An 11,811-nucleotide genomic window follows, 5' to 3' on the forward strand; every position below is an offset into this window, starting at 1 on the left:
TGGCTCGACCTCTTGAGGAGCACCATGAAGACCATCGGATTAATTTTTGGAACCCGGCCCGAAGCCGTGAAATTCGCACCCATCATTAGAGCGTTGCAGGAAGACGCCCGATTCACGCCGATACTTATTTCAACCGGGCAGCATCGGGAGATGTTGGATTCGACGCTGGCCGAATTTGGTATCACCCCCGATCTCGACCTCCGGGTTATGCGCGACAAGCAGACCCTCAGCCAGGTCACCCACCGCATCCTCGAAGGCATCAGCGACGGCGATCACCTGGCCGGCATGGACGCGGTCATGGTTCACGGCGATACGGCATCCACTCTGGCTGGGGCGCTGGCCGCATTGCACCAACAGATTCCGATCATCCACGTCGAAGCCGGTCTCAGGAGCGGTAACAACCTATCTCCGTATCCGGAAGAGGTGAACCGAAAGCTCGTGGGTCAAATCGCCGCCCTGCACCTCGCACCGACGATGGGGAACAGCGCCAACCTCATTCGCGAGGGAATCCCAGAGAATCGGATCGTCGTGACCGGAAACACCATCGTGGATGCCCTTGAATGGGGGCTGCAGAACCTCGGTTCCTATGGAGACGCCGCGCTCGAGGACCTGGACGACGATCCGCGTCGCGTGATCGTCGCCACCTCACACCGACGGGAATCATTGGGTCAGCCGATGCGGGAAATCGCGGGCGCACTGTTCGATATCGCCCAGGATCCTGGGGTGCGGATTGTCGTGCCCCTGCACTTGAACCCCCTCGTGCGTTCGATCATGCTTCCCATCCTCTCCGGCCTCGACAACGTCACGATCGTGGATCCGCTCCCGTATCTGAGCTTCTGCCGATTGCTCGTTCGCAGCGACATCATCTTGTCGGACAGTTCGGGGGCTGAAGAAGAAGGCCCGGCCCTCGGCAAGCCGACGCTCGTGCTGCGCGACATCACCGAGCGACAGGAATCGATCCTGACGGGCAGTTCCCGACTCGTCAGCCGGTCCCGCCCGCACATCGTGGCACAGGTGCGGCACCTTCTCGACGACGAAGATGCGTATCGTGAGATGGCCGAGGCCATCAACCCGTACGGGGACGGATGCGCCACCCAACGCACCGTCGCCGCGGTGGCGCACTTCTTCGGCCGGGGACCGGCTGTAATGCCCTTTGTTCCCGGGGCCGAGCCGGTGAGAGTCGCAGCATGACGATGTCCGCGTACGGGTCTCGTATCCTCGAACCGCGTTTCGGTTCCGAGACGGTCACCGACTTCCTTCGCGACGGGTACTGGCTTGAGGCCGCTGATATCACGGGAACCGGTCGACCGGACCTGGTCGGCTACGGCCTCTCGCTCGGTGAGATCTATTGGTACCAGAACCCTGGGTGGCAGAAGCGCCTTGTTGTGGACAAGGTAAAAGAACCCGTGGGGATGGACCACGGCGACATTACCGGTAACGGTCTGGCCGATCTTGCCGTGTGCTACCAGCTCTACGGCCCCGGCGGAACGATCCACCACGCCGACCCGGAGGGCGGCAAGATCGATTGGTTGGAAAACCCGGGAAACGCAGCCGAAACGAGTGAGCAATGGATGCGCCACTATGTTGGTCGCGCCACGGGGATGCACCGCCTGCGCCTGGGTCACTTCACACGCAACGATGTGATGCAGATAATCGGCTTTCCGATCGTGGCCGTGGAGGGCGTGCATGCCGTGCTCCCCATCGTGCTCTTCACCCAACCAGCGGATGTCAGGTCTGCTGCGGAGTGGCCGATGGAGGTCGTCTCCAACCGGGACTTTCGAATGATCCATGGCGTTGCCCGAAAGGAAGGCCTGATTCCCGGGTCCGACCTTGATTCCATCCTGATGGCATCGGATGAGGGTGTGACCTGGCTCTACTACGACGCGGTTGCGGGGGAGTGGACCTGGGAGCACGTCGGTGACGGCGAGGAATCACAGTTCGAGCAGACCACCTTCAAGGGCAGCGGGGATGTCGACGGGGGACGTCTCGGAACGAATGCTCTGGCGTACGTCGCCGCTGTCGAGCCATTCCACGGAAATACCGTGGCGGTGTATGCCCGCACGGCGCCCGAAAACGGGGTCCCGGGCGAGTGGAGGCGGCACGTGCTCGATATCTACGGTGACCCGAATGAGAACGGGGAGGGAACGGGCCACACGGTCATGTGTCGCGACTTCGATGGGGACGGTGACGATGAATTTCTGGTCGGGCTGCGCGGACCTGATCCGTGGCAGGGCGCGATGTATTACAAGGCGGTCGACGCAGCGCGGGGCTTGTTCCTGAAGTGGCGGGTATCGCGCGAATCGGTCGCTCGAATCGTGGCGGGCGATTTTAGCGGAAGTGGCGTGGACGACTTCGCCACCATCTCATACTCGGTCGCGCACTATTTTGTCGCACCGAAGGCGCAGATCACCCTGCACCAAAATTTGACCGTTCGAGCACCCGCGGCAGGAGAATTCCTGTGAAGCGCTCAATAGCTTCCCCGCTCAACCGTCGGTTGTTCCTCACCGGTTCAACCGGCACCCTTGCCGGAGCAGCCCTGGCGCTGTCACCTGGCTCGCTGTCCGCGGCCACGCCCGATACGCTGACCGGCTCGATTCCGTCATCGTCCGGCCCCAACACCCCCGACGGGTCCACTGTGCCTAAGGGGGACGGGCGGTACGCCGATCTGATGACCGGAAACAACCAGCGATTTGTGGCGAACCCTGACTACGTCAGACTCATCACCACAACGACGGATGCGGAATCAGCACTCCGAGATGCCGTCGCCCAGACGAAGAAGGTGTCGATCCGCAGCGGCGGGCATTGCTTTGCCGACTTCGTCTGCAACCCGGAGATTCAGGTCATCCTGGACCTCTCGCCGATGACCGCCGTGTACTACGACAAAGGCATGCGGGCTTTCGCCGTTGAGCCGGGCGCCCGCATCATGAACGTCTACGAGACCTTGTACAAGAACTGGGGAGTCACCATCCCCGGGGGCATCTGTTACAGCGTCGGAATTGGTGGGCACATCTCCGGCGGTGGGTATGGATTGTTGTCCCGCGCCCACGGACTCACCGTCGATCACCTGTATGCCGTGGAGGTGGTGACCGTCGCCGCCGATCGCACGGTAAAAACCGTTGTTGCGACCCGAGACGATGTCGGGGACAAACGCGACCTATGGTGGGCCCATACCGGCGGGGGTGGCGGCAATTTCGGACTCATCACGAAATATTGGTTTCGTTCACCGGGAGCCAGGGGTGCTTCTCCCCAGAAGCAGCTCATCCCGGCACCGTCGAAGGTTCTTGTCAGCGCCATCAGCCTGCCCTGGGACCAGCTGGACGAGCAGAAATTCAGCCGTTTGCTCACGAATTTCGGTGACTGGCACGAGAGGCATCGCGCGCCGGGAACACCAGAGGCGAATTTGAGCAGCCTGTTCAACGTCAGCCACAAGGCACACGGGAGTCTGGGAATGTTCACCCAGATCGACTCGGGCGCGCCCCAGGCGCGCGCTGTACTCGAGGAATACCTGGCGGCCATCCTCGCTGGCGTCGCAATCACCCCACAACCGGTCACGACGGCGAACGGGGAGATTCCGGCCGTTCCGGACTTTTTCACTCCCCAGGAGATCCCCTGGTTGCAGGCCACCCGACTCGTGGGAACAGACAACCCCACCATCACGAATCCCACCAGCCGGGGGGCGCACAAGTCGGCCTACATGAATAAGCGGTTTTCGAATGAGCAGCTCCGCGTGCTCTACCAGCAGATGACGAAGCCCGGCTTCACCAACCCCAACACCATGATGGTGCTGTTCTCCTTCGGTGGGCAGGTGAATGCCGTCGAACAACACGCCACGGCAAACGCGCAGCGCAACTCATCGTTCAAGCTCTGCCTGCAGACGTTTTGGTCCGACCAGGCCGAAGACGCTTACTATCTCGGGTGGGAGCGAGACACCTACGAGGGCATGTTCGCAGCCACCGGTGGAGTCCCTGTTCCCGGTGATGACACGGACGGCTGCTACATCAACTATCCCGACACGGACGTTGCCATGGCGGAGCACAATCGTTCCGGCGTTGGTTGGCAACAGCTGTACTTCAAGGACAACTATCCCCGCCTCCAGCAAGCCAAACTGGAGTGGGATCCGACCGGCTTCTTCGGCCACCGGCTCGGAATCGAACTGCCAGCAGCATCCGCTGAAGACCGAGCGGCGGCTCGGCGATGAGCGCGAACCTACAGCCTGTGCCCCATGCAGTCCGGAGCAAGCTCCCGTCGCTCACCGGGCTGCGCTTTTTTGCAGCGCTCCTGGTGTTCTGCTTCCACATCACCCTGTCGAACTCGCCCATCCCACCGAACAACGCCATCAACCCGTTCGAGGACCAGGAGCTCGGGGACACCCTCGAGTCCATCTTCAGCAAGGCGGGCTACGCGGGAGTTTCGTTCTTCTTCGTGCTTAGCGGCTTCCTGCTCGCGTGGGCGTCGAGACCGGGGGAACCGTTCGTGCGCTTCTGGCGTCGTCGACTCCTCAAGATCTTTCCCAACCACATCGTGATGTGGGTACTGGCGATGGTGTTGTTCGCCGCGGCCTTGACGACACCGCTAGGGGCGATATCGAATCTCTTCCTGCTGAACTCGTACTCGCCCGATGGATCGGTCTATGTGGCAGTCAACCCGCCGTCCTGGACCCTGTGCAGTGAGCTGCTCTTTTATCTGCTGTTCCCGCTCATCATCAACCTTCTGCGGCGAATTCCGCCCAGGCACCTCTGGGCGTGGGCGGGAGTCATGGTGCTGTGCATGGCCGGGGTGCAGCTCGTCACGCTCTACCTCATTCCCGCGACGCCGGTCTCGGCCCTGACACCCATTTCGGTCACCCAGTTCTGGTTCGGCTATATCTTTCCGCCCCCGCGTCTGTTCGAGTTCATTTTCGGCTCGATCCTGGCCCTGATCGTGCTGTCGGGGCGGTGGATTCCCCTCAAGATGTACCAGGCTCTCCTGCTCTGCCTCGTGGGCTACGGCGTCGCCCAAGTTGTGCCCTTTGTGTACTCGTTCACGCTGGCCATGATCATTCCTATCGGAGCCCTGATCTGCACCAGTGCTGCCGCCGACTTGAGGGGCGGGAACGCCTTCCTGGCCAGCCGAGTCATGCAGTGGCTGGGCAATACCTCGTTCGGCTTCTATCTGTGCCAGGGCGTCGTGATCTTCTTCGGGCGAATTCTGCTCGGGAACGAGACCTATTCCAGCCCGATTGCCCTGCTCGTGGTGGTTGGTTTCTTCGGCGCGACCCTGCTCGGAGGATGGGGGCTGTATGCCCTGGTCGAAAAGCCGGCGATGGACCGCTGGTCCAGACCTCGTCGGGTGCCGGTCGCGGCGCCGGTACCGGTTCTGACCGAGTAGGTCTGCACCGGCCTCAGGGTGGTTTCCGACCTGGACGGAAACCCCCTCTGCGGCCGAGAGTCAGGCCGCCGTGGCCTGCAAAAGCTGCAACGCCGCCGCGCTTGGAGAATCCGGCTCGGCGGTGTACATCAATATTCGGTGGCCCGATTCATCCGGTGAGGTGAGCACCTCGAAGTCCAATTCCATCGAACCGACGGAAGGATGCTGGAAGTACTTCAGACCCGACATGCAATTCTCAACCGGATGCTTCGCCCACAGTTTCGCAAATTCCGGACTTTTTACGGTCAGCTCGCCGACCAGCGAAATCAAGTCCAGGTCGTCGTCGAAACGTCCAGCCAACAGGCGCAGTGACGAGACCGCTCGTGTCGCTTCCTCGCACCAGCTTGCATATAACTCGCGCGTGTGGGCATCGAGAAACAGCATCCGCGTCATATTGGGCCGGTCGGCGGGGCAGTGCGGACTCTCGAAGTCCAGGTGCGACCCGACGAGTTTATGGCCGAGCGAATTCCACGCCAGAACCTCACTGCGGCGGCCCAACACAACGGCCGGCATGCTCGACATCGATTCGATCAGGCGAAGGGTTCCGGGCCTGGCCTTGTCTGGTTTCGCGCCACTGCGACGTTTTGTTCTCGTCGGCTTGGCGAGATCCATCAGATGCGAGCGCTCGGCCTCATTCAGCTGGAGCGCCCTGGTGATGGCTTCAAGCACCGATTCCGAGGCATTGCTGCTCAGGCCCTGCTCGAGACGCGTGTAGTAGGTAATGCTCACTCCGGCGAGCATCGCCAGTTCCTCCCGGCGCAGTCCGGGAACGCGCCGGACGCCGTAATTCTGAAGCCCGACGTCCTCCGGCTGTAACCCGGAACGTCGGATCCGGAGAAATTCACCAAGTTCTGTGGGGCCAGTCATATTTTCAGTCTGTCCTACCCGAGCGAGGACTACCTACCCTTGCCAGGGATACGCACGACGCGGTGTGGTTGTTTCCGGCCGGAGTGCACAGGCTGGAGGCAGGAAAAAGACAACCGCCACTGGCAACCGGAAGGTGCACCCCATGACACAAACGAACGGCGTCCGCGAGACGACGAACGCAACACCGCCACCCACTGTGGCGGGCGCGGCGACGTCATCCACGAGCATGACCGGCAAGCAAAGGCTGATCCTCGTGCTGCTCCTGACGGCGAGTTTCACCCTCGCTGTCGACTTCTCTATTCTCAACGTGGCATTGCCGGCGATCGGCGATGAGATCGGCTTCGGCCTGGACACCCTGCAGTGGGTGGCTACATCATTCGCCCTCTGCGCGGCCGGGTTCACGCTGCTCTTCGGCCGCGTCGGGGACCTCGTCGGTCGCCGGCGTCTCTTCGTTCTGGGCATGGCGGTGCTCGGCGTCGGGTCGCTCATCGGGGGATTGGCAACGTCTCCTGCCCTGCTGCTCATCGCGCGCGCTCTGCAGGGGTTGGCAACGGCCGCTGTGGTTCCGGCGGCACTGTCACTGTTGACGACAACTTTTCCCGAGGGAAAGTTGCGGGAGAAGGCCCTCGGGCTCAACGGAGCCCTGATGGCCGCAGGCTTCACCACCGGCGCGATTCTTGGCGGTGTGCTGACCGACCTGCTCTCCTGGCGGTGGGCGTTCTTCATCAACGTTCCCATAGCGTTCGCCGTCGTTGTGCTGGCGCCGATGGTTGTGGCCGAATCGCGACCGGCTAACCGATCGAAAATGGACCTGCCCGGGGCGATCACCGTGACGGCGGGGCTCCTGGCCATTGTCTACGGACTGTCCTCAGCGGCGCAGACATCGTGGACGGACCCGGTCACCGTGGGATCGCTCGGAGCGGGCGTGCTGCTTCTGATGCTCTTCTGGGCTGTGGAACGCAAGGCGGAGCATCCGCTCGTACCGTTTGCCGTTCTTCGCCGCAGCACCATCGCCTGGGGCAACATTGCCGGCATGCTCGCCTTCGTCACCGAGACGTCGCTGGTGTTTCTACTCACGTTGTACCTGCAGAAGACGCTGGGCTACTCGCCCCTGATGGCTGGACTCTCGTTCGCTGTGCTCGGGATCGGGACCGTGCTCGGCGGAATCGTTGGCCCCCGCATCATCGGTCGCTGGGGCACGAAGACGTCGATCGTCTGGGGCTTTGTCGTGCAGGCAGCAGCGACTGGATCCCTGCTGTTGCTCAGTACGAACGGAAGTTCCATTGTGCTGCTGCTCATCGCTACCTTTGTGGGTGGCGTGGCCAACCTGGTCGTCATCGTCGGGTTCATGGTCACCGCGACCTCGGGACTGCCCGATCGAGAGCAGGGCCTGGCCACCGGCCTGGCCACCATGAGCCAGCAAGTGGGCATCACCCTGGGTATTCCGATCATGAGTGCGATCGTCGCGGCGCGGGTTCACCGGCTCGGGATCGAGACTCCGGCGACAGTACTTGACGGCGTGCTCGGTGCCATAGTCGTCAACGCGGCACTTTGCGTCGCCACGGCGCTCGCGGTCGCGCTCTTCTTACGCATACCGAAACAACAGAAAGCATGAACTCTCCCCTATCAATGAGCGGATGCTGACCCGCTACGGATCACAGATCGTCACGTTCACGACAGGTATCGTCGCCTTGGACGCCTGCTCCAGTGGCCTTGGCCCTCTGCGCAGTGGTGAGGTCGCGGCAGCGACCGCCGACAATGTGATGCTGGCCGGACTGGCCAACCAGAGCGCGGGTGATTTCGAGTTCGTCAATATCGCAGTCAGCGAAGCACGACGAAACCGAATTCCGCAACTTTATCAACGTGCTCGAAAAGCCCTATGCGGACGGCAGCTGGGTCTCGGCATGGGCGTCGACCGCTGGAACTGCACTATTAGCCCTGTTTTGGCCCGGCGCTAACAACGCGTCGACGTAAATAACCCCAAGGTCGTCCGTTCCTCGACCGGCTCCATCTTGCCTCACCGTCGCCATCGCGGCCGACCTTTCCGGCGTGCTCGACCGTGCCCGCGCTGCCGGCCTGCAGCTCTTCGCGCCCGACATCAAGGGTTCCGACCTGCTCACCGGCCGCAACGAGGGGCTGCTCGCAGCTCCGACCGTGTGGCTGTTCGGCAACGAAGCTCGCGGTCTGACCGACGAAGACCTCGCCCGGGTTCACCGCAGCTTCAGTGCCCCGATATACGGCGAAGCCGAGTCGATGAACCTGGCGACCGCAGCATGAATCTGCCTGTATGAAAGTGCGTTCGCCCAGCGCGCCTGAGCCCGTGCCTCGCAGTCAGGCGCCCATGCTCCCCTCACTCTGAGGCAGTCGGGCGCTTGGTTCCCGCTTTCTGGCTGGCCAAGCCTGCCTTTCAGTAAATCTGTCGCGACGCGTTGAAAGCAGGCCCTTAATTCAGCTCCTGGACTTGGCGCAGTCTGGCGACCCGCAGGTGATCGGACGTGACCTAAACGTATCGACGGTCATTGACTTCGCAACAATTTCGATCCTAACCTGGCTTTTCGCGCTTATAAACGAAGGAGTCCGATGCGTAAACTAACAAAATTGGCATTCTCAGCGGTGGCGGGAATATTGCTTGCGATGGGGGTTGGAGGGTTGGGCGCGACGCCCGCGCTTGCATTTGAGGCCAAATGTACGCCCAGCGCAAGCATCAGCCAAACAGGAGGATATGCAACCGCTAGCGGAAAAGCGATGTGTCAGATAGAGCAAGGCAACATTGTGGGCGTGACGGTTGTCTTGTACGTACAGGGCTGGAACGAAGGATCGTCCTACACGGAGTGTGCTGCCGACTTCCTGTCTGACTGCGTAGGAATTGACGTCGGCTATCCGACGGCAACCAGTGACATCTGTGCGCGCACTATCGTCACCTATGAGACGACCGGCCAGCGCCACACCAGATCAACTTCAACTGGTCAATCATGCCCGTTCTAGGAACTTTGACTCCGAGTAGGAAGAGGAAACAATGAAGCTGATGCACCGCAAGCGCACAATTGCCGCCGTCGGAGTCATGGCTCTGGCTGTGACCCTGTTGGCGACCACTCCTGCCCATGCGGCGGCACCCGACTGCCGAACGTCAGCGTCATCCGAAATTGATGCACACGGTTACATAACGATGTATCCACGCGTAACGTGCAACGATGACACTGTGACTCTGGTCATTTATAGCAGCGGCGTGGCGCCGGCTGAAGTGGTTCGATACGAGAACAGACCCGCCGGATCCTATCCGGGAATCGGAATTAGCCTTCCTTACACCGGCCCAGGAGACTATTGCATGGTCATTGATGCAGTTTGGACATGGGTAGGAGCGACCTACACTGCGAACACGCAATCTCGCCACTGTTTCTATCGCACGTAACGACTCCCACCGTGGCCCATCGCAGTTTCGTGGTGGGCCACGGGAGCGTCAGGCCTGCTGAGACAGCCATCTGTTCGAAGGAAGCGAAAGCCCCAATTGCACCGACGGTAGACCCTACTTTAGTAGAGCCCGACTGCGCGGTGCATTCGCGCTCCTGACGCGTTCACTATCACAAATCGTCACGACCCGGACTGTTACAAATGCGTTACTGTCCGGGCATTTGGCATGCCTAGACCCGCGTTCTGACCTAGGTTAGGGGGTATGGAGCCATCAGATTCGTCCCCGGCTACGTCGAACATCACCGTTCGCCGGGGGGAACCGCTAGTCGTCGTCAAAGACATCAACAAGCACTACGGGGAACTGCACGTTCTCAAGAACATCAACGCCGTGGTCAACCGCGGCGAGGTGGTAGTGGTCATCGGACCGAGTGGGTCGGGTAAGTCGACCCTCTGCCGGGCCATCAACCGCCTCGAGACCATCGATGACGGCGTCATCACGATCGATGGCGTCAAGTTGCCCGAAGAGGGCAAAGAGCTGGCCCACCTGCGTGCGGATGTCGGCATGGTTTTTCAGGCGTTCAACCTGTTCGCGCACAAAACCGTGCTCGACAACGTCACCCTCGGACCGATCAAGGTGCGCGGCCTGTCGAAGGCGGACGCCGAGAAGAAGGGTCTCGCCCTGCTGGAACGCGTCGGCGTGGCCAACCAGGCGCACAAAATGCCCTCCCAGCTGTCCGGCGGCCAGCAGCAGCGCGTGGCCATTGCCCGAGCGCTCGCCATGGAGCCGAAACTGATTCTGCTCGATGAGCCGACCAGCGCCCTCGACCCCGAAATGATCAACGAGGTGCTCGAGGTCATGGTCGACCTCGCCAACGAGGGCATGACCATGATCGTGGTCACCCATGAGATGGGATTCGCCCGAAAGGCCGCGGACCGCGTCATTTTCATGGCTGACGGCGAAATCGTGGAGGAGACCTCGCCGGAGGAATTCTTCACGAACCCGCAGAGCACCCGCGCCCAGGACTTCCTCTCCAAGATTCTCGACCACTAGCCCGGTGCCAGCTCACGATCTGAGCTGTTGCACCGGCCACAGGGTCGCCGCAATCCACCCTGACAGCTCCCTTCCCAACGAGAAAAGGAAATCACAATGCGTAAGAAACTCAGTCTCCTGGCCACAGCAGCCACGGCGGCACTGCTTCTCGCCGGATGCTCCGGCGGAGACACCGCGGGCACCGGAACATCGGACGCTCCCGCTGCGACAGGCCCTTTCGCGGTTGCCAGCGACGTGTCCTTGACCGGCAGCCCCACCTACGACGCGATGAAGTCCGCCGACAAGGTCGTCATCGGTGTCAAGGAAGACCAGCCCGGCCTCGGCTTCCTCGACGCGACGACCGGAGAACGCAGCGGCTTCGACATTGAGATCGCCGAGTGGGTTGCCGCATCGCTCGGTTTCGCCAAGGACAAGATCGAGTACAAGGCCATCCCGAGCGCGAACCGCGAGTCCGCCATCGTGAACGGTGACATCGATTACTACGTCGGAACCTACTCGATCACCGACAAGCGCAAGGAACAGATCGACTTCGCCGGACCGTATTTCATCACCGGCCAGGGCCTTCTGGTGGCCGCCGACGACGACTCGATCAAGAGCGAGAATGACCTGGCCGGCAAGACGGTCTGTTCCGCGACGGGCTCGACGCCGCTGCAGAACATCGTCGCGAACTTCCCCGACACGAAAACCAACTCCTTCGACACCTACTCGCAGTGTGTTGAAGCGCTCAAGGACGGCCAGACCGACGCGGTCACGACCGACCAGGCGATTCTGCTCGGCTATGCCTCGCAAGACCCCGACAACCTCAAGGTCGTCGGTGAGCCCTTCTCGGTAGAGAACTACGGCGTTGGCCTGCCGAAGGGTGACGACGCCCTGCGCGGCTTCATCAACGACATGTTCACCAATGGCAATGACAGTTGGCAGGCCATCTACGACGAGACCCTGGGTCAGTCGGGCACGGTCGTCGAGCAGCCCAAGGTTGACGCGTACTAAGAAATCCGCTCACGGTTGGTGGCGTCGAGACCGTCGCCACCAACCAGCAGTAATGCTTGTCACCATCTAGAACGAAAGGAGAGGTTCGG

At 61.5% G+C, this 11,811-nt stretch carries 11 protein-coding genes; 10 read left to right on the plus strand and 1 reads right to left on the minus strand.

Annotated features, from left to right (window positions below):
* Positions 1 to 24: 24 nt before the first annotated feature.
* The 4 genes from wecB to CXY78_RS07745 are packed head-to-tail and all read left to right on the plus strand — an operon-like array spanning position 25 to position 5,367.
* Positions 25 to 1,191, plus strand: coding sequence for a non-hydrolyzing UDP-N-acetylglucosamine 2-epimerase (wecB, locus tag CXY78_RS07730; RefSeq protein WP_104088860.1), 1,167 nt, complete (start codon positions 25 to 27; stop codon positions 1,189 to 1,191).
* The gene (locus CXY78_RS07735; RefSeq protein ID WP_199182598.1) at positions 1,188 to 2,462 is read left to right on the plus strand and encodes a VCBS repeat-containing protein; all 1,275 of its coding nucleotides are present in this window, start codon (positions 1,188 to 1,190) and stop codon (positions 2,460 to 2,462) included. The genes wecB and CXY78_RS07735 overlap by 4 nt, the downstream gene beginning before the upstream one ends.
* Positions 2,459 to 4,198, plus strand: coding sequence for an FAD-dependent oxidoreductase (locus tag CXY78_RS07740; protein ID WP_233206117.1), 1,740 nt, complete (start codon positions 2,459 to 2,461; stop codon positions 4,196 to 4,198). The genes CXY78_RS07735 and CXY78_RS07740 overlap by 4 nt, the downstream gene beginning before the upstream one ends.
* A gap of 17 nt (positions 4,199 to 4,215) precedes the next feature.
* On the plus strand, positions 4,216 to 5,367 hold the full coding sequence (locus CXY78_RS07745; RefSeq protein WP_233206118.1) for an acyltransferase: 1,152 nt from the start codon (positions 4,216 to 4,218) through the stop codon (positions 5,365 to 5,367).
* 60 nt (positions 5,368 to 5,427) lie between these two features.
* Here CXY78_RS07745 and CXY78_RS07750 read toward each other — a convergent pair whose 3' ends face one another.
* Positions 5,428 to 6,273 carry a helix-turn-helix transcriptional regulator gene (locus tag CXY78_RS07750; protein WP_104088863.1) on the minus strand — a complete coding sequence of 282 codons (846 nt, stop codon included), beginning with the start codon at positions 6,271 to 6,273 and terminating at the stop codon, positions 5,428 to 5,430.
* Positions 6,274 to 6,415: 142 nt separating this feature from the next.
* Here CXY78_RS07750 and CXY78_RS07755 point away from each other — a divergent pair, with 142 nt between their 5' ends.
* The 6 genes from CXY78_RS07755 (at position 6,416) to CXY78_RS07775 (ending at position 11,722) form a co-directional block, all read left to right on the plus strand.
* Positions 6,416 to 7,888, plus strand: a complete 1,473-nt coding sequence (locus CXY78_RS07755) for an MFS transporter (protein WP_369827277.1) — start codon at positions 6,416 to 6,418, stop codon at positions 7,886 to 7,888.
* 22 nt (positions 7,889 to 7,910) lie between these two features.
* On the plus strand, positions 7,911 to 8,231 hold the full coding sequence (locus tag CXY78_RS07760; protein WP_104088864.1) for a hypothetical protein: 321 nt from the start codon (positions 7,911 to 7,913) through the stop codon (positions 8,229 to 8,231).
* Positions 8,232 to 8,322: 91 nt separating this feature from the next.
* Positions 8,323 to 8,550, plus strand: a complete 228-nt coding sequence (locus CXY78_RS07765; RefSeq protein ID WP_233206119.1) for a TrmH family RNA methyltransferase — start codon at positions 8,323 to 8,325, stop codon at positions 8,548 to 8,550.
* Between the two features lie 303 nt (positions 8,551 to 8,853).
* The gene (locus tag CXY78_RS20715; RefSeq protein WP_140425674.1) at positions 8,854 to 9,258 is read left to right on the plus strand and encodes a hypothetical protein; all 405 of its coding nucleotides are present in this window, start codon (positions 8,854 to 8,856) and stop codon (positions 9,256 to 9,258) included.
* Positions 9,259 to 9,943: 685 nt separating this feature from the next.
* On the plus strand, positions 9,944 to 10,732 hold the full coding sequence (locus CXY78_RS07770; protein ID WP_092341066.1) for an amino acid ABC transporter ATP-binding protein: 789 nt from the start codon (positions 9,944 to 9,946) through the stop codon (positions 10,730 to 10,732).
* A 96-nt stretch (positions 10,733 to 10,828) separates the two neighbouring features.
* Positions 10,829 to 11,722, plus strand: coding sequence for a glutamate ABC transporter substrate-binding protein (locus CXY78_RS07775; protein ID WP_092341067.1), 894 nt, complete (start codon positions 10,829 to 10,831; stop codon positions 11,720 to 11,722).
* Positions 11,723 to 11,811 lie beyond the last annotated feature (89 nt).

This window comes from Cryobacterium sp. N19 (genome assembly GCF_002929595.1).
Classification (GTDB): domain Bacteria; phylum Actinomycetota; class Actinomycetes; order Actinomycetales; family Microbacteriaceae; genus Cryobacterium; species Cryobacterium flavum.

Excerpts from the sequence above, each read along its gene's own strand:
- wecB (WP_104088860.1), top strand. The coding sequence starts at position 25 with ATGAAGACCATCGGATTAATTTTTGGAACCCGGCCCGAAGCCGTGAAA.
- CXY78_RS07735 (WP_199182598.1), top strand. The coding sequence starts at position 1,188 with ATGACGATGTCCGCGTACGGGTCTCGTATCCTCGAACCGCGTTTCGGT.
- CXY78_RS07750 (WP_104088863.1), bottom strand. The coding sequence starts at position 6,273 with ATGACTGGCCCCACAGAACTTGGTGAATTTCTCCGGATCCGACGTTCC.
- CXY78_RS07755 (WP_369827277.1), top strand. The coding sequence starts at position 6,416 with ATGACACAAACGAACGGCGTCCGCGAGACGACGAACGCAACACCGCCA.
- CXY78_RS07760 (WP_104088864.1), top strand. The coding sequence starts at position 7,911 with ATGCTGACCCGCTACGGATCACAGATCGTCACGTTCACGACAGGTATC.
- CXY78_RS20715 (WP_140425674.1), top strand. The coding sequence starts at position 8,854 with ATGCGTAAACTAACAAAATTGGCATTCTCAGCGGTGGCGGGAATATTG.
- CXY78_RS07770 (WP_092341066.1), top strand. The coding sequence starts at position 9,944 with ATGGAGCCATCAGATTCGTCCCCGGCTACGTCGAACATCACCGTTCGC.
- CXY78_RS07775 (WP_092341067.1), top strand. The coding sequence starts at position 10,829 with ATGCGTAAGAAACTCAGTCTCCTGGCCACAGCAGCCACGGCGGCACTG.